Raw genomic sequence first — 16606 nt, 5'->3', positions numbered from 1 at the left:
CGAGGGGGAGACGTGGGTACGTACTACGAGTGGGTCGCCGACCTGGACGCGACCGAGGCCGAGGCCCGCGAACTGGGACAGCGGGTCGTGGACGCGCTCGTCGCGCGCGGGGTGCTGTTGCCGGAGGTGTCCTGGGAGGCCGCCCTGGGCGGTGCCGGGCACCCACCAGGCCCGGCGTGGGCGGACACCCTCGCCCGGTCGGGAGCAGGCACTGTCTCCGGGGAGGCCCCGTGGGGCATGGCGGTCGGGGTGGGCCGCGAGGTGTACGACGGCGGGCAGGGCGACGTCGACACGGTGACCTGTCCCCGGTGTTCGGTCCGCAGGTCGTTCTTCGGGCCGCCCGAGGAGTTCGGCCCCACGTGCTCGGACGAGGAGGGGCTGCGCTGGTTCCACGACGCGGCTGCCGCCTGGCGGGACGGCGGTGACGGCGACGGCGACGGCGACGGCGACGGCGACGGTGACGGCGACGAGACAGTCGATCTGGTGTGCCGAGAGTGCGGCGCCGCGTCCCCCGTCACACAGTGGTCGGCCAACGACGCGGCACTGGCCTGTCTGGGCTTCACCTTCTGGAGCTGGGACGAGCTGCGCCCCGAGGTCGCCGACTGGATCGCCGAGGCGACGGGCGGCCACCGGATCGCGCACGGCAGCGGCAAGGTCTGAGATACGACGGCGTCCCGACCCGCTGACCACTAGGCTCGCGGCCATGGCTTCCGCACGGTCTTCCGAACTGCCCAGCGTCCTGGTGCTCAACGGTCCCAACCTCGGCCGGCTCGGCGTCCGCGAGCCCGAGATCTACGGGCACGCCTCGATGGCGGACCTCAAGGTGGCCGCCGCGAAGTGGGGCGAGGACCTGGGCCTGGCGATCGAGGTGCGGCAGACCGACGACGAGTCCGAGATCGTCGGCTGGCTGCACGAGGCAGTGGACGCCGGTGCCCACGTAGTGCTCAACCCCGCCGCGTTCACGCACTACTCGTACGCGCTGCGCGACGCCGCCGCGCAGGTCACCACAGCGGGGCTGCTGCTGGTCGAGGTGCACCTGTCGAACCCTGCGACGCGCGAGTCGTTCCGGCACTACTCGGTGGTCGCCGGCATCGCGACGGGGACCGTGGCCGGGTTCGGGTTCGACTCCTACCGGCTCGCGCTCTCGGCGATCGCGGCTCGGCTGGGGGAGTAGCTCGGGGAGTAGCTCGTCCGATATGTTCACCACAAGGCTTAGGGCTTGACCCGGCTCTATCAAGTCTTAAACCTTGAGCATAGTGTGTTAAGGCTCTAGGCTTGATCCATGATCGTCCTGACTGTCGACCAGCGGGGCTCGACTTACGCGGCCGACCGCGTCCCCGAGGTCCTCGCGGAGCTCGCGCGGCTGACGCGCTTCCGCGAGGGCGTCGTCGTGGGGTTCGAGCGCACGGTGGGTGACGAGGTGCAGGGCGTCCTGGCGTCGGGCCGGGCGGGCGCCGAGCTCGCTGTCGACCTGTCCCTGCACCTGCTGCGGGACCAGGGCTGGAGCGTCGGTATCGGCGTCGGCCAGGTCGAGGGGCCGCTGCCCACGGTGTCCCGGGAGGCGCGTGGGTTCGCGTTCTACCGCGCCCGCGACGCCGTCGAACGGGCCAAGACGCGCGGCAGGGGCACGTCGGTCGCGGTGGAGGGTCCGCCGCCGGGTGCGCCCGACCTGAGGACCGCCATCTCCGGGGCGGCTGCCCCCGGCGCGCCTGCCCCGGACACGGGCGCCCCGGACGGCGGCAGCGCGACGGACGCAGGCCGGACGGCCCCGGACCCTGACGCCGCGCAGCCTGACACCGCACAGCCTGACACCGCACAGCCTGACGTCGCGCAGCCTGACCTTGCCGCCGAGGTCGAGGCCCTGCTGCGTCTCCTCGCGGCGATTCGCGCGCGCCGTACTCCCCAAGGGTGGGAGGTCGCCGATACGCTCGCCTCGCTGGCGGACAAACCGGGACGACAGAGGATCGTCGCCCAGTCCTTGCATGTCAGCGAACAGGCGGTGAGCCAGCGGGTCCGAGCGGCGCTCTGGCAGGAGGAGGAAGCGGTGCGGCCGGTGGTGGTGCGGTTGCTCGCCGAGCTCAGCGGCACGGTGGGGCCGGACCTGGTCCCCGGGCCCGAACCTGCCGGCAGGGCCGCCGACGGTCCCGCCGGCTCCGCGGAACCCGCCGGTCGGAGCACCACGAAGAAGCGCGCCAAGAGCTGACGCAAGAGCAGAGCTGACGCAAGAGCAGAGCTGACGCAAGAGCCGACGCGAGAGCTGAGGCGCCACGAGCTGAGGGGAACGTCACGCCGTGACCTGGGAGATGCTGGACTACCTCGACGGACTGCAGTGGGTCGCCGCTATCGCGACCTGGCTGATCACGTTGGCGCTGAGCGTCATCGTGGGCTCGTGGGTGGTGCCCTGGGTGCTGCGCCGCGCGGGCCGCGGCGACCTGCCCTGGGCGCGCTACAAGCCGCCCGTGTACCCGCAGGCCCTGGAGCCGGGCGAGGGCGAGGGTGCCGCGGGCGCAGCCGGAGAGGGCGCGCCCGGGGAACGCGCATCCGGGGAAGGCGCATCCGGAGCGGGCGCTCCGGGAGAAGGCGCAGCGGGCACAGCGGGCACAGCGGGCACAGCGGGCGAGGGCGAGAAGGCCGAGAAGGGCTCCGGCTCCGGAGCCGACGGCGGGTCCGGGTCGGCGAAGGGCGGGCACACCGGTGAGGAGTCGCCCACCGGCACGATGCACCCGGACGCCGTCGCGATCCTCCGGGGCGGTGCGTGGCTCGGCGTGCTGGAGCGGCTGGCGATCACGGGCTCCCTCCTGGCCGGCTACCCGTACGGCATCGCGATCGTCGTTGCCATCAAGGGCCTGGGGCGGTACGCGGAGCTGCGCGACCAGCCCGTCGCGTCGGAGCGGTTCGTCGTGGGTACGCTCGCCTCGTTGATCTGGTCGGTCGCCACCGGACTCCTGGGACTCGTCGTGCTGAATGCGCTCGTCCTCTGACCGGTCCGGTAGACTTGACCGCTGCTGCTTGACACCTCGCTTGATCACCCCAGCCGCCGGCCTCTCGTCGGCGTGCCCCGGGGTACACCCTTCACCCGACACAGGAAGACGAACGTGGCTACCTCCAACGACATCAAGAACGGCACCGTGCTCCGCATCGACGGCAACCTCTGGTCCGTCATCGAGTTCCAGCATGTCAAGCCGGGCAAGGGTGGAGCGTTCGTCCGCACCAAGATGAAGAACGTGCTGTCCGGCAAGGTCGTCGACAAGACGTTCAACGCGGGCATCAAGGTCGAGACGGCCAACGTGGACCGCCGCGACTTCCAGTACCTGTACATGGACGGCGAGGACTTCGTCTTCATGGACAACGACACGTACGACCAGATCAACGTGTCGGCCGCGACCGTCGGCGACGCGAAGGACTACATGCTCGAGGGCATGAGCGTCATGCTCGCCTCGAACGACGGCACCCCGCTGTACATCGAGCTGCCGGCGTCCGTCGTCCTCGAGATCACCTACACGGAGCCGGGCCTGCAGGGCGACCGCTCCACCGGTGGCACCAAGCCGGCGACGCTCGAGACGGGCGCGGAGATCCAGGTCCCGCTGTTCCTCGAGCAGGGCGTCAAGGTCAAGGTCGACACCCGCACGGGCGACTACCTCGGTCGCGTCACCGAGTGACCCACTGGCGGCGGGCTCGTACCGGGTCCGCCGCGGTTCGTGTCACGCGGCTCGTCGCCGAGCCGCGTGACACGAGTTCCCCAGCTGAGTTTTCCGCGACAGAGAGAGACCATGGGCGCACGCACCAAGGCGCGCAAGCGCGCCGCCGACATCCTCTTCGAGGCGGAGCAGCGGGGTATCGACCCGCTGACGCTCCTCGCCGACCGTGTGGCCGTGCCGCACTCCGAGGCGGCCGTGCCGCAGTACGCCGTTGACATCGTGGAGGGCGTGGTCGCGCACCGCGACCGCATCGACGAGGTGCTGGAGACCTACTCGCAGGGCTGGACCCTCGACCGGATGCCCGCCGTCGACCGCGCGCTGCTGCGGATCGGCTCGTGGGAGGTCCTCTTCAACGACGATGTGCCCGACGCCGTCGCGCTGGACGAGGCGGTCGACCTCGCCGGCGACCTGTCCACGGACGACTCTCCGGCCTTCGTGAACGGCCTGCTCGGCCGGGTCAAGGACCTGAAGCCGACGCTGCTGGCGTGACCTGGCACGCAAGCCGGCACGCAAGCCGGCTAGCACTGTGAGCACCGGTCCCGGCGCTGGACGGTTCGACGAGCGACGTCTGCTCGTCGCCCTGTTCGGCGCCGGGACCGCTGCGTTCGCCCAGCTCTACGCCCCGCAGTCCGTCCTGCCGGACGCCGCCCGCGAGCTCGCGACGTCGGCGTCCGCGACGTCGCTCCTCGTCTCCGCCGCCACCCTCGGCCTGGCCGTGGGCGTGCTGCCCTGGGCGTGGGTGGCCGACCGTGTCGGGCGGGTGCGGGCGATGACCGTCGCGATGCTCGGCGCCACCGCCATCGGGCTCGTGGTCCCGTTCGCGCCGTCGTTCGAGCTGCTCGTGGCCGGGCGTGCCGTGCAGGGGCTGTTCGTCGCGGGCGTGCCCGCCGTCGCGATGGCCTACCTGACGGAGATGCTGATCGAGTCGGGCGCCGCGGCCGCGGTCCCGCGCGCCGCCGGGACGTACGTAGCGGGCACGTCGGTGGGCGGGCTGCTGGGCCGGATCGTGTCCGGCGGCGTGACCGAGCTGTTCGGCTGGCGTGCGGGCGTCGGCGCCGTCGCGGTGGCGTGCCTGGTCGCCACGGGCGCGTTCATCTGGCTCGCCCCCCGCGACCGGGGGCCGCAGGCAGCGGCGGGGCTGCCCGACGCCCCTGCCCCAGACCCGGCCTTCCCCGGGCGCGGTGCTCCGCGCGGCCGGCTCGGGCGGTTCCGCGCTCTGCTGAACCCGCGCCTCCTCGTGCTGGACGCGCAGGGGCTGCTGCTCATGGGCGGCTTCGTCGCCGTCTACAACTACCTGGGCTTCCGCCTTGCCGCCGCGCCCTTCAGCCTCTCGCCCGGCGTGGTGAGCCTCGTGTTCCTCGCCTACCTGGCCGGGACCTGGTCGTCAGCGCGGACGGGCCGGCTCGTGCTGCGGCACGGGCGGCGCCGGGTGCTGATCGTGTCGACCGGGGTGATGGCCCTCGGGGTGGTGGCCACGCTGTCGGGCCGGCTGCCGTTGGTGCTGGCCGGGCTGGTCGTGCTGACCGCGGGGTTCTTCGGCGCGCACGCCGTGGCCAGCGGGTGGACGCCGGTCGCGGCACCTCAGGCCCGGACCCAGGCCGCCGCCGTCTACAACCTGGCCTACTACGCGGGATCCAGCCTGTTCGGCTGGCTCGGCGGGATCGGGTTCGCGTTGGCGGGCTGGCCCGGGACGGTCGGGATGGTGCTCGCGCTGGTCGCGGTCGCGGCGGGTCTGGCGGCGGCGGTGCTGCGGGACTAGGCGGGGGCCGAACGGGGCCGGGGGACAGGCCTCGTCCCTGCGCAATGCAACCAAAGGGTTGCGCATTGGCGAACGGGGGTGCATCGTAGAAGTGCAATCAAACGGTTGCGCTATTCTCATCGATCGAGCCGCTCCGGAGGACACCATGACCACCACCCAGCCCCGCGCCAGCATCGACCTCGCCGCACGTTCCGTCACCCGCACCGTCCGGGTCGCCGCCGGACCCGACGCGGTCTGGCGTGCGATCTCCGAGCCCGAGCACGTCGCCGGCTGGTTCGGCGACGGCTGCGAGACCGACCACGGCGGCCCGCTCGCCGCCGGCACCCGCGGCCGGCTGCACTTCGAGGGCTACGGCTGGTTCGCCTTCGAGGTCACCCGGTCCGAGGCCGGCCGCGTGCTCGCCTACCGCTGGGGCCAGTCGGCGGACGAGCCCGAGCGCATGACCGAGGCCACGTTCACCCTGGAGCCCGACGGCGCCGGCACCTACCTCACCGTCTACGAGACCGGCTTCACCGGCGACACCGACGACGCGGTACGCGCCGCGCTGGACGGCAACCGCGAGGGCTGGGACGGCGAGCTGGACGAGCTCGTCGAGTACGTCGAGTCGCGGTCGTGGTGACGTCGGGGGCGGCGGTCCCGCCGTCGCCGGTCGCCGCGTTCGCGGCGCTCGGCGACGAGACCCGCTGGGCCGTGCTCCAGGCGCTGTCGGGCGGGGAGCACACGGAGCACGACGCCGGCGAAGACACCGTCGACCCCGCTTCCGGCCTGACCGCCTCCGCCCTCGCCGCGCGGCTCCCCGTGTCGCGGCAGGCGATCGCCAAGCACCTCGCGGTGCTGGAGGCCGCGGGGCTGGTCGAGTCCTGGGTCGTCGGTCGCGAGCGCCGGTATCGCGCGCTCGGCGCTGAGCTGACGGCGCTGGGGCGTCGGCTCGAGCGCATCGGGGACGCGTGGGAGGCGCGGCTGGGTCGCATCGCCGGTATCGCGGAGCGTCTGGAGCGCGGCTGACCCCCTGGCGCCCTCGCCGCACGCGCCCGGGATGTGAGCAACGCCCCTCCCGGCGGGCGCCGGCGTCGGCATCCGGCGCAGGGACGGCGCGTTATGGTGGTGGCTGTCAGACTCCCTTTAATCCCGTCCAGTGAGGCGGAGAAGGAGGTCGCCAGATGAACCCTGGCACCCGCATGCCCGAATCCAGCGAGACCCCGAGCAGCGCTTCCGGCGCCGCCCCTGAGCCGGGGACGAGCCCGGGGACGAGCGCAGCCCCCGGCACCGCCGCCGAGCGGACGGTGCTCGGCGAGGCCGACATCGCCCGGGCGCTGACCCGCATCGCCCACGAGATCGTGGAGCGCAACAAGGGCGCCGCCGACCTGCTGCTGCTCGGCATCCCGACGCGCGGCGTGCAGCTCGCCCGCCGGCTGGCCGAGCGCCTCGCGCAGATCGAGCCCACCTTCAGCGGCGAGCACGGCACGCTGGACGTGACCATGTACCGCGACGACCTGCGTCGTCAGCCCACGCGCGCCGTCGGGCAGACGGTGCTGCCGGGCAGCCTCGACGGCACGATCGACGACAAGGTGGTCGTCCTCGTGGACGACGTCCTCTTCTCCGGCCGCACCATCCGCGCCGCGCTCGACGCCCTGAACGACCTCGGCCGCCCCCGCGTGGTGCAGCTTGCCGCCCTCGTGGACCGCGGGCACCGCGAGCTCCCGATCCGCGCGGACTACGTGGGCAAGAACCTGCCCACCTCGCGCAGCGAGCGCGTCCGCGTCCGCCTGGCCGACGTCGACGGCGGAGCCGACGCCGTGGTGATCAGCGAGGCGACGTCGACCCCGACAACCGGTACCAGCCCCGCGAGCCCCGCCCCTGCAAGCACTGAGAGGGGCGCCCGATGAAGCACCTCCTGACCACCCAGGACATGTCCAAGGACGACGCGATCCTGCTCCTGGACACTTCCGCGCAGATGGCCGCGACCCAGTCGCGCGAGAACAAGAAGCTGCCCACGCTGCGCGGCCGCACCGTGGTGAACCTGTTCTACGAGGACTCCACGCGCACCCGGATCTCGTTCGAGACGGCGGCCAAGCGCCTGTCGGCCGACGTCATCAACTTCTCGGCCAAGGGGTCGAGCGTGTCCAAGGGCGAGTCGCTCAAGGACACCGCGCTGACCCTGCACGCCATGGGGGCGGACGCCGTGGTCGTGCGGCACTCGGCCTCTGGCGCGGCGCACCAGCTCGCGCACGCCGGCTGGCTCGACGCGGGCGTGCTCAACGCGGGTGACGGCATGCACCAGCACCCCACGCAGGCGCTGCTGGACGCGTTCACGATCCGCCGCCACCTGGTGGGCCACGTGGGCGACGACGGTCGCGGCACCGACACCTCCGTCGGCGCCGACCTGGCCGGCCTGCGCATCGCGATCGTCGGCGACGTGCTGCACTCGCGGGTCGCGCGCAGCAACGTCTACCTGCTGCACACCCTGGGCGCCGAGGTGACGCTGATCGCGCCGCCCACGCTCGTGCCGGTGGGCGTGGAGACCTGGCCGTGCCGGGTGTCGTACCACCTGGACGAGACGCTCGAGCAGTGGCAGCCGGATGCGGTCATGATGCTTCGGGTGCAGCGTGAGCGGATGTCGGGCGGTTCGGGGGCGTTCTTCCCGAGCCCCATGGAGTACAGCCGCAAGTTCGGGTTCGACGCCCGCCGCCTGGCGGTCCTGCCGGACCACGCGATCGTGATGCACCCCGGGCCGATGAACCGCGGCCTGGAGATCTCGGCGGCCGCCGCCGACCACCCCCGCTCCGTGATCGTGGAGCAGGTGGCCAACGGCGTCGCCGTCCGGATGGCCGCCCTGTACCTGCTGCTGTCCGGCACCGACAGCAGCGACTCAGTTTCCAGCACCGACGAGAGGAACGTCCTGTGAGCACCGCGAGACCGCAGACCTATGTCCTGCGAGGGGTCCGTCCCTACGGCACGGACCCGGTCGACGTCGTGCTGGCGGACGGCGTGATCGCTGCCCTCGGGGCGCCCGGCACGGTCGAGGTGCCCGACGGCGCGCACGAGATCCATGGCGGGGGGAGCGGCAGCGGCGACGGCGCAGAGCACGTGCTCCTGCCCGGCCTCGTCGACCTGCACACCCACCTGCGCGAGCCGGGCCGGGAGGACGCCGAGACGGTGTTCTCCGGCACCCGCGCCGCCGCGGCGGGCGGCTTCACGGCAGTGCACGCCATGGCCAACACGACGCCGACGCAGGACACCGCGGGCGTCGTCGAGCAGGTCTACCGGCTGGGCCAGGAGGCGGGCTGGGTGGACGTGCACCCCGTGGGCGCGGTCACCGTGGGCCTGGGCGGCGAGAAGCTCGCCGAGCTGGGCGCGATGGCCGACTCCGCCGCCTGCGTGCGCGTCTTCTCCGACGACGGCAAGTGCGTGCACGACCCGGTCCTGATGCGCCGCGCGCTGGAGTACGTCAAGGCGTTCGACGGCGTCGTGGCCCAGCACGCGCAGGAGCCGCGCCTGACCGAGGGCGCGCAGATGAACGAGGGCGTCGTCTCGGCGCAGATCGGCCTGACGGGCTGGCCCGCCGTGGCCGAGGAGTCGATCATCGCCCGCGACGTGCTGCTGGCGGAGCACGTGGGCTCGCGCCTGCACGTGTGTCACCTGTCCACGGCCGGCTCGGTGGAGATCATCCGCTGGGCCAAGGGCCGCGGCATCAATGTCACCGCCGAGGTGACGCCGCACCACCTGGTGCTCACGGACGAGCTGGCCCGCGACTACGACCCGGTGTTCAAGGTGAACCCGCCGCTGCGCACGGCCAAGGACGTCGAGGCGGTCCGCGAGGGCCTGGCCGACGGCACCATCGATATCGTCGCCACCGACCACGCCCCGCACCCGGTCGAGGACAAGGACTGCGAGTGGGCGTCGGCCGCGTTCGGCATGACCGGCCTGGAGACCGCGCTCTCGGTGGTCCAGCAGACCATGGTCGACACCGGCCGCCTGACCTGGGCCGACGTCGCCCGCGTGCTCTCGGAGAACCCCGCGCGCATCGGCCGGATCGGCGCGACGCAGGGCCGGCCGATCGCCGTCGGCGAGCCCGCCAACCTGGTCCTGGTCGACCCGGCGGCGACCCGCGCGGTCGACGGCCGCAGCCAGGCCACCGCGAGCGACAACACCCCGTTCCAGGGCATGGAGCTCCCCGGCCGCGTGGTCGCCACGTTCCTCCGGGGCCGGGCGACCGTCCTGGACGGCGCGCCCGTCGACGGCGCTCCGCTCGGCGGCGCTCTGGAAGGAGCCACCCGATGACGACCCTGGCCGTGGTCCTGCTGGCCGCCCTGGCGGTCTTCCTCGTGCTGTACGTGACGCTCATCGGCCGCCGCCGGCTCGCGCAGCGCACCACCACGGTCGTGCCGGTGCCGCCGTCGCCGCCCACCGGTACCAGGGCTGGCGACGCCAGGGCTGGCGACACCAGGGCTGGCGGCACCACGGCGGGCGAGACCCTCGGCGAGGTGCGCTCCGGTCCCGTGGAGGCGATCTACGTCTCGACCACCCTGCACGGCGACTGGCTCGCCCGCGTCGGCGCGCACGGCCTGGGCGACCGCTCGCACGCGGTCGTCACGGTGCATCAGACAGGCGTTCTCATCGAGCGGGACGGCACCGACGACCTGTGGCTCCCCGTGAGCACCATCCGCAGCGCGGGCCTCGCCCCGGGCATGGCGGGCAAGTACGTCGGCGCGGACGGGCTCGTGGTCCTCACCTGGGCCGTCCCGGAGGCAGACGGCGTCCCGGCGGCCCTGGTCGACACCGGGCTGCGCCCGCGGCGCGCGGAGGACCGCGGCGGCCTGGTGGACGCCGTCCGCCACCTGCTCGCGTCCCAGCAGAGCCCGTACAACCAGCACAGCCAGCAGCACCCCGAACAGCAGTACCCGCACCAGCAGTACCCGCACCAGCAGGAGGCCCGGTGACCATCCCGACGACGTCCGCAGAGATGTCCGCAGAGGCGGCAGCACAGCCGTCCGTAACTACCGCAGCGCTGGTCCTCGAGGACGGCACCACCTACCGCGGCCGCGCCTACGGCGCCACCGGCACGACGTTCGGCGAGATCGTCTTCTCCACCGGCATGACCGGCTACCAGGAGACGCTGACCGACCCGTCCTACCACCGGCAGATCGTCGTCATGACGGCGCCGCACGTGGGCAACACCGGCGTCAACGACGAGGACCCCGAGTCGGGCCGCATCTGGGTCTCCGGCTACGTGGTGCGCGACCCCGCGCGCCGGGTCTCGAACTGGCGCGCGCAGCGCTCGCTCGGTGAGGAGCTCGCCGGGCAGGGCGTCGTCGGCATCTCCGACATCGACACCCGCGCCCTGACGCGCCGCCTGCGCGAGGAAGGTGTGATGCGCGCCGGGATCTTCTCCGGCGACGACCTGGTGCGCGGCGGCTACCCGCGCCCCGTCGAGGAGCTCGTGGCCGAGGTGCAGGCCTCGCCGCAGATGGCGGGCGCGAACCTCGCCCCCGAGGTCTCCACGAAGGAGGCCTACACGGTGGAGCCGGCCGGCGAGCACGCCGGGCGCACCCCGGTCGCGACCGTCGTCGCCGTCGACCTGGGCATCAAGTCCATGACGCCGGCGCGGCTGGCCGAGCGCGGCGTGCGCGTCGTCGTCGTGCCCCAGTCCTCGACCATCGACGACGTCCTGGGCGCGTTCGCGGACCTGCCCGACGACGCACCTCGCGGCGTGTTCTTCTCCAACGGCCCCGGCGACCCGGGCGCCGCCGGCCACGAGGTCGAGCTGCTGCGCGCGGTCCTGGACCGCCGCATCCCGTTCTTCGGCATCTGCTTCGGCAACCAGCTCCTCGGCCGGGCCCTCGGCTACGGCACGTACAAGCTCGGCTACGGCCACCGGGGCATCAACCAGCCCGTGCTCGACCGGACGACCGGCAAGGTCGAGGTCACCGCGCACAACCACGGCTTCGCGGTCGACGCGCCGGTGGTGGACGACGCCGGCGCCCCCGCCGTCTCGCAGGCGCCGCACGACGGCGGCCGCTACGGCCGCGTCGTCGTCTCCCACGTGGGCCTCAACGACCAGGTCGTGGAGGGGCTGACCTGCCTCGACCTGCCCGCCTTCTCGGTGCAGTACCACCCCGAGGCGGCCGCCGGCCCGCACGACGCCGCGTACCTGTTCGACCGGTTCGTCGGCCTGCTGACGAACCCGGCGGCGTGGCCGCCGGCCCTCAAGACCCAGAACAAGATCCAGAACGACACCGAGGAGAACCACTGATGCCTCGCCGTACCGACCTCTCCTCGGTCCTGGTCATCGGGTCCGGCCCGATCGTCATCGGCCAGGCCTGCGAGTTCGACTACTCCGGCACCCAGGCCTGCCGGGTCCTGAAGGAGGAGGGCCTGCGGGTCATCCTGGTCAACTCGAACCCGGCCACGATCATGACGGACCCCGAGTTCGCCGACGCGACCTACGTGGAGCCCATCACCACCGAGGTGCTGACCACCATCATCGCCAAGGAGCGCCCCGACGCCCTGCTGCCCACCCTGGGCGGGCAGACGGCGCTCAACGCCGCCATCGCGCTGGACGAGGCGGGCGTGCTGGAGAAGTACGGCGTCGAGCTGATCGGCGCCAACATCCCCGCCATCCAGAAGGGCGAGGACCGCCAGCAGTTCAAGGACGTCGTCGAGAAGTGCGGCGGCGAGTCCGCGCGCTCGGAGATCGTGCACACGATCGACGAGGCCCTGAAGGCAGCCGAGATCCTGGGCTACCCGATGGTCGTGCGCCCGTCGTTCACGATGGGCGGCCTGGGCTCCGGCCTGGCCTACGACGAGGCGGACCTGCACCGCATCGTCGGGCAGGGCCTGCACTACTCGCCCACCACGGAGGTGCTCCTGGAGGAGTCCATCCTGGGGTGGAAGGAGTACGAGCTGGAGCTCATGCGCGACAAGGACGACAACGTCGTGGTCGTCTGCTCCATCGAGAACGTGGACCCCGTGGGCGTGCACACCGGCGACTCGGTGACCGTCGCGCCCGCGCTGACGCTCACCGACCGCGAGTACCAGAGGCTGCGCGACATCGGCATCGCCGTGATCCGCGAGGTCGGCGTCGACACCGGTGGCTGCAACATCCAGTTCGCCATCGACCCGGCCGACGGGCGCATCATCGTCATCGAGATGAACCCCCGCGTCTCCCGCTCCTCGGCGCTGGCCTCCAAGGCGACCGGCTTCCCGATCGCGAAGATCGCGGCCAAGCTCGCCGTCGGCTACACGCTCGACGAGATCCCGAACGACATCACCAAGGTGACCCCCGCGAGCTTCGAGCCCACGCTCGACTACGTCGTGGTCAAGGTCCCGCGGTTCGCGTTCGAGAAGTTCCCCGCCGCCGACGACACCCTGACCACCACCATGAAGTCGGTGGGCGAGGCCATGGCGCTGGGCCGCAACTTCACGGAGGCGCTCGGCAAGGCCCTGCGCTCCATCGACAAGGGCGGCGTGCAGTTCCACTGGGACGGCGACGCCCCGGCGGGCGACGAGCTCGCCACCCTGCTCAAGGAGATCGAGCGGCCGACCGAGCAGCGCCTCGTGCAGGTCCAGCAGGCCCTGCGCGCCGTCGCCACCGGTGACGTCACGCTCGAGCAGGTCTTCGACGCGACCAAGATCGACCCCTGGTTCCTCGACCAGATCCAGCTGGTCAACGAGGTGGCCGCCGACGTCGCGGCGTCGCCCACGGTCACCGAGGACCTGCTGCGCCACGCCAAGCGGCACGGCCTGTCCGACGCCCAGGTCGCGCGCCTGCGCGGCATGGGCGCGTCCGGTGAGTCCACGGTGCGCGAGATCCGGCACGCCCTGGGTGTCCGCCCGGTCTACAAGACGGTGGACACCTGCGCGGCCGAGTTCGCGGCAAAGACCCCGTACCACTACTCGAGCTACGACGCCGAGACCGAGGTGGCGCCCCGCGAGCGGGAGGCCGTGATCATCCTCGGCTCCGGCCCCAACCGCATCGGCCAGGGCATCGAGTTCGACTACTCGTGCGTGCACGCCACCCTGGCGCTGGCGGAGAAGTACGAGACCGTCATGGTCAACTGCAACCCCGAGACGGTGTCCACGGACTACGACACGTCCGACCGCCTGTACTTCGAGCCGCTGACCTTCGAGGACGTCCTCGAGGTCTACCAGGCCGAGCTCGCCGCCGGTCCGGTCAAGGGCATCATCGTCCAGCTCGGCGGGCAGACGCCGCTGAGCCTCGCGCGGCGCCTCGCCGAGGCCGGGCTGCCGATCCTCGGCACCAGCCCCGAGGCGATCGACGCCGCGGAGGACCGTGGCATCTTCGGTCAGGTCCTGCTCGACGCCGGACTGCCGGCCCCCGCATTCGGTACGGCCCGCTCGCTGGCCCAGGCCAGGGACGTCGCCGAGGGCATCGGCTACCCGGTGCTCGTGCGCCCGTCCTACGTGCTCGGCGGCCGCGGCATGGAGATCGTCTACAGCGAGGACCAGCTCACCGGCTACGTCGAGCGCGCGCTGACCGAGAGCGCGGCCGCCGCCGCGCTGAACGGGGCGCCCGGCACCCTGGCCGCGCCGCTCCTGATCGACCGCTTCCTGGACGACGCGATGGAGATCGACGTCGACGCGCTGTACGACGGCGAGGAGCTGTTCCTGGGCGGCGTCATGGAGCACATCGAGGAGGCCGGCATCCACTCCGGCGACTCGGCGTGCGTGCTGCCCCCGGTGTCGCTCAGCGAGGCCGAGATCGCGCGCATCCGGCGCTCCACCGAGGCCATCGCCAAGGGCGTGGGCGTGCGCGGCCTGCTCAACGTCCAGTACGCGCTCGTGAGCGACGTCCTGTACGTCCTGGAGGCCAACCCCCGCGCGTCGCGCACCGTGCCGTTCGTCTCCAAGGCCACCGGCACGCCGCTGGCCAAGGCCGCGGCCCGCGTGATGGTCGGCGAGTCCATCGCCGACCTGCGTGCGGCGGGCGTGCTCCCGGAGCACGACGGCGCCACGCTCGACCTGGGCGCGCCGCTGGCCGTCAAGGAGGCCGTGCTGCCGTTCAAGCGGTTCCGCACCCGCGAGGGCCTGGTCGTCGACTCCGTGCTCGGCCCGGAGATGCGCTCCACGGGCGAGGTCATGGGCTTCGACAAGGACTTCCCGCACGCGTTCGCGAAGTCGCAGGCGGCGGCGTTCGGCGGGCTGCCGACGTCGGGCACGGTGTTCGTCTCCGTGGCCGACAGCGACAAGCGGCACGTCGTCTTCCCGGTCAAGCGCCTGGTGGAGCTCGGCTTCAAGGTGCTCGCCACGGCCGGCACCGCGAACGTGCTGCGCCGCAACGGCATCGAGGCCACCGAGGTGCGCAAGCACACCGAGGGCCGCGGGCCGGACGGCGAGCTCACCGTCGTCGGGCTCATCACCGAGGGGCAGATCGACCTCGTGGTGAACTCGCCGTCCGGCCAGGGCGCCCGCGCCGACGGGTACGAGATCCGCGCGGCGACGACGGCGGCCGACAAGCCGATCGCGACCACGGTGGACCAGCTCGCGGCCGCGGTGCAGGGCATCGAGGCGGTGCTGGCGGGCCCGTTCGAGGTGGCGAGCCTGCAGGAGCACACGGCGGCCACCGCGGCGCGCCGTGCGGCCGCGCAGGTGGGCGTCGTGGCGCCGGCGGCGGGGGTGCACGCGTGACCGCGGGTGCTGGTGCCGGTATCCCGCCGTTCGGCGCCCGCCTGGCCGCCGCCATGGACGAGCACGGGCCGCTCTGCGTGGGCATCGACCCGCACGCGTCGCTCCTGCACGCCTGGGGCCTGTCCGACGACGTCGCGGGCCTGCGGGAGTTCTCCCTGCGGGTCGTGGACGCGCTCGGGGGCCGGGTGGCGGCGTTCAAGCCGCAGTCCGCGTTCTTCGAGCGGCACGGCTCGCGGGGGCTCGCTGTGCTGGAGGAGGTGCTGGCGGCTGCTCGGGCGACCGGCTCCGGCAGCGGTTCCGGCAGCGGCTCGGGCACGCTGACGATCGTCGACGCCAAGCGCGGCGACATCGGCTCGACCATGGGGGCCTACGCCGAGGCGTTCCTGGCCGACGGCTCGCCCCTGGCCGGGGACGCCCTGACGGTGTCGCCGTACCTCGGGTTCGGCTCGCTGGACCCCGCCGTCGAGCTCGCGACGGCGACGGGCCGTGGCCTGTTCGTGCTGTGCCTCACCTCCAACAAGGAGGGCTTCGAGGTCCAGCACGCGCAGACCGATGGTGTCTCGGTCGCCGCCCTCACCGCGGCGCACGCCGCGGTGCTCAACGCGGGTGCCGAGCCCATGGGCTCGGTGGGCCTCGTGGTGGGCGCCACGATCGGCGACGCGGTGGCCGCGACTGGGACGGACCTGGTGGCCGTCAACGGACCGCTGCTGGCCCCCGGCGTCGGTGCGCAGGGTGCGGGGGAGCGGGAGCTCGCCACGACGTTCGGCGACGCCCGGCGGAACGTCCTGGCGTCGTCGTCCCGGGCGGTGCTCGCGGCTGGACCGACCCCGGAGGCGCTGGTGAGCGCCGCGCGCGACGCCGCGCGGGAGGCGACGGAAGCCTTGCGAGGCTGATTTTCGGGCTTCACCCCCGGGTTGGACAAAGCGCCCTCGATCCCTACGGATCGGGGGTGCTTTGTTGTGGAATGTACTAAATGCTTAAAAGCGCATGTGCATGAGTTTTCACGAAGTGGCGTTCTGCGATTGCCGACCACTGAGGCGATGGCTACTTTCGATGCAGCAGTTCACACCAGACCGGTTGCGGGCCAGGTCACGGACTTGGGCATCGGGCCCGAGCGAGGACCGGACGTCCCGAGTCAGAAGACCGGTCGAGAGACGAGTAGGTGACTTGCGTGGCACTACCACCCCTCACACCCGAGCAGCGTGCGGCAGCACTCGAGAAGGCAGCCGAGGCGCGACGCGCGCGGGCAGAGATCAAGAACAAGCTCAAGTACTCGCAAGGTTCCCTGAGGGAGGTCATCGAGCAGGGCCAGAAGGACGACGTCGTCGGCAAGCTCAAGGTCGTCTCGTTGCTCGAGTCGCTGCCCGGGGTCGGTAAGGTTAAGGCCAGGGCGATCATGGAAGAGATCGGGATCGCCGAGACCCGCCGCGTCCGAGGCCTTGGACCGCACCAGTCGGCGGCGCTCATCGAGAGGTTTGGCTGAGATCAGTACGACACAACC

The 16606-nt window shown here is 72.4% G+C and carries 17 protein-coding genes; all 17 read left to right on the top strand.

From position 1 onward, the window contains the following. Positions 1-12: 12 nt before the first annotated feature. The 17 genes from ACIPN7_RS22670 (at position 13) to mihF (ending at position 16588) form a co-directional block, all read left to right on the top strand. Positions 13-660 carry a hypothetical protein gene (locus tag ACIPN7_RS22670; RefSeq protein WP_400547608.1) on the top strand — a complete coding sequence of 216 codons (648 nt, stop codon included), beginning with the start codon at positions 13-15 and terminating at the stop codon, positions 658-660. A gap of 43 nt (positions 661-703) precedes the next feature. Continuing rightward, positions 704-1174 (top strand): type II 3-dehydroquinate dehydratase, encoded by a 471-nt coding sequence (locus tag ACIPN7_RS22665; RefSeq protein WP_400547605.1) that lies wholly within the window; start codon positions 704-706, stop codon positions 1172-1174. Between the two features lie 108 nt (positions 1175-1282). After that, entirely contained in the window at positions 1283-2203 is a 921-nt protein-coding gene (locus ACIPN7_RS22660) for a hypothetical protein (protein ID WP_400547602.1), read from the top strand. Between the two features lie 88 nt (positions 2204-2291). Further along, on the top strand, positions 2292-2981 hold the full coding sequence (locus ACIPN7_RS22655) for a hypothetical protein (RefSeq protein WP_400547599.1): 690 nt from the start codon (positions 2292-2294) through the stop codon (positions 2979-2981). 114 nt (positions 2982-3095) lie between these two features. Further along, entirely contained in the window at positions 3096-3659 is a 564-nt protein-coding gene (gene efp / locus ACIPN7_RS22650; protein ID WP_285104671.1) for an elongation factor P, read from the top strand. Between the two features lie 111 nt (positions 3660-3770). Continuing rightward, the gene (gene nusB, locus ACIPN7_RS22645) at positions 3771-4187 is read left to right on the top strand and encodes a transcription antitermination factor NusB (protein ID WP_400547594.1); all 417 of its coding nucleotides are present in this window, start codon (positions 3771-3773) and stop codon (positions 4185-4187) included. 37 nt (positions 4188-4224) lie between these two features. Then, a complete protein-coding gene (locus ACIPN7_RS22640) occupies positions 4225-5457 on the top strand; it encodes an MFS transporter (RefSeq protein WP_400547591.1) in 1233 nt (410 codons plus the stop codon). Between the two features lie 145 nt (positions 5458-5602). Next, a complete protein-coding gene (locus ACIPN7_RS22635) occupies positions 5603-6076 on the top strand; it encodes an SRPBCC domain-containing protein (protein WP_400547588.1) in 474 nt (157 codons plus the stop codon). Then, positions 6070-6462 (top strand): ArsR/SmtB family transcription factor, encoded by a 393-nt coding sequence (locus ACIPN7_RS22630; protein WP_400547585.1) that lies wholly within the window; start codon positions 6070-6072, stop codon positions 6460-6462. Before ACIPN7_RS22635 ends, ACIPN7_RS22630 begins: the two co-directional genes overlap by 7 nt. Before the next feature lie 173 nt (positions 6463-6635). After that, positions 6636-7343 carry a bifunctional pyr operon transcriptional regulator/uracil phosphoribosyltransferase PyrR gene (gene pyrR, locus ACIPN7_RS22625; protein ID WP_400548074.1) on the top strand — a complete coding sequence of 236 codons (708 nt, stop codon included), beginning with the start codon at positions 6636-6638 and terminating at the stop codon, positions 7341-7343. After that, a complete protein-coding gene (locus tag ACIPN7_RS22620; protein ID WP_400547583.1) occupies positions 7340-8362 on the top strand; it encodes an aspartate carbamoyltransferase catalytic subunit in 1023 nt (340 codons plus the stop codon). The genes pyrR and ACIPN7_RS22620 overlap by 4 nt, the downstream gene beginning before the upstream one ends. Continuing rightward, the gene (locus tag ACIPN7_RS22615) at positions 8359-9738 is read left to right on the top strand and encodes a dihydroorotase (RefSeq protein WP_400547579.1); all 1380 of its coding nucleotides are present in this window, start codon (positions 8359-8361) and stop codon (positions 9736-9738) included. The genes ACIPN7_RS22620 and ACIPN7_RS22615 overlap by 4 nt, the downstream gene beginning before the upstream one ends. Continuing rightward, positions 9735-10397, top strand: a complete 663-nt coding sequence (locus tag ACIPN7_RS22610) for a hypothetical protein (RefSeq protein ID WP_400547577.1) — start codon at positions 9735-9737, stop codon at positions 10395-10397. Before ACIPN7_RS22615 ends, ACIPN7_RS22610 begins: the two co-directional genes overlap by 4 nt. A 23-nt stretch (positions 10398-10420) precedes the next feature. Further along, positions 10421-11710 (top strand): glutamine-hydrolyzing carbamoyl-phosphate synthase small subunit, encoded by a 1290-nt coding sequence (carA, locus tag ACIPN7_RS22605; RefSeq protein ID WP_400548071.1) that lies wholly within the window; start codon positions 10421-10423, stop codon positions 11708-11710. After that, complete coding sequence (carB, locus tag ACIPN7_RS22600) at positions 11710-15105, top strand: carbamoyl-phosphate synthase large subunit (RefSeq protein ID WP_400547574.1); 3396 nt, start codon at positions 11710-11712, stop codon at positions 15103-15105. Before carA ends, carB begins: the two co-directional genes overlap by 1 nt. Then, on the top strand, positions 15102-15998 hold the full coding sequence (pyrF, locus tag ACIPN7_RS22595) for an orotidine-5'-phosphate decarboxylase (protein WP_400547571.1): 897 nt from the start codon (positions 15102-15104) through the stop codon (positions 15996-15998). The genes carB and pyrF overlap by 4 nt, the downstream gene beginning before the upstream one ends. A 278-nt stretch (positions 15999-16276) precedes the next feature. Beyond that, positions 16277-16588: an integration host factor, actinobacterial type gene (mihF, locus tag ACIPN7_RS22590; protein WP_020015403.1), complete on the top strand. Its 312-nt coding sequence runs from the start codon at positions 16277-16279 to the stop codon at positions 16586-16588. Positions 16589-16606 lie beyond the last annotated feature (18 nt).

It is taken from the genome of Promicromonospora sp. NPDC090134 (assembly GCF_044746965.1).
GTDB lineage: Bacteria > Actinomycetota > Actinomycetes > Actinomycetales > Cellulomonadaceae > Promicromonospora.
This window is presented reverse-complemented; position numbering and strand designations above follow the sequence as displayed.

Bases quoted from the DNA above. Each gene is read 5' to 3' on its own strand.
- ACIPN7_RS22620 (WP_400547583.1), top strand. From the start codon at position 7,340: ATGAAGCACCTCCTGACCACCCAGGACATGTCCAAGGACGACGCGATC.
- nusB (WP_400547594.1), top strand. From the start codon at position 3,771: ATGGGCGCACGCACCAAGGCGCGCAAGCGCGCCGCCGACATCCTCTTC.
- carA (WP_400548071.1), top strand. From the start codon at position 10,421: ATGTCCGCAGAGGCGGCAGCACAGCCGTCCGTAACTACCGCAGCGCTG.
- ACIPN7_RS22635 (WP_400547588.1), top strand. From the start codon at position 5,603: ATGACCACCACCCAGCCCCGCGCCAGCATCGACCTCGCCGCACGTTCC.
- ACIPN7_RS22610 (WP_400547577.1), top strand. From the start codon at position 9,735: ATGACGACCCTGGCCGTGGTCCTGCTGGCCGCCCTGGCGGTCTTCCTC.
- ACIPN7_RS22660 (WP_400547602.1), top strand. From the start codon at position 1,283: ATGATCGTCCTGACTGTCGACCAGCGGGGCTCGACTTACGCGGCCGAC.
- pyrR (WP_400548074.1), top strand. From the start codon at position 6,636: ATGCCCGAATCCAGCGAGACCCCGAGCAGCGCTTCCGGCGCCGCCCCT.
- carB (WP_400547574.1), top strand. From the start codon at position 11,710: ATGCCTCGCCGTACCGACCTCTCCTCGGTCCTGGTCATCGGGTCCGGC.
- ACIPN7_RS22665 (WP_400547605.1), top strand. From the start codon at position 704: ATGGCTTCCGCACGGTCTTCCGAACTGCCCAGCGTCCTGGTGCTCAAC.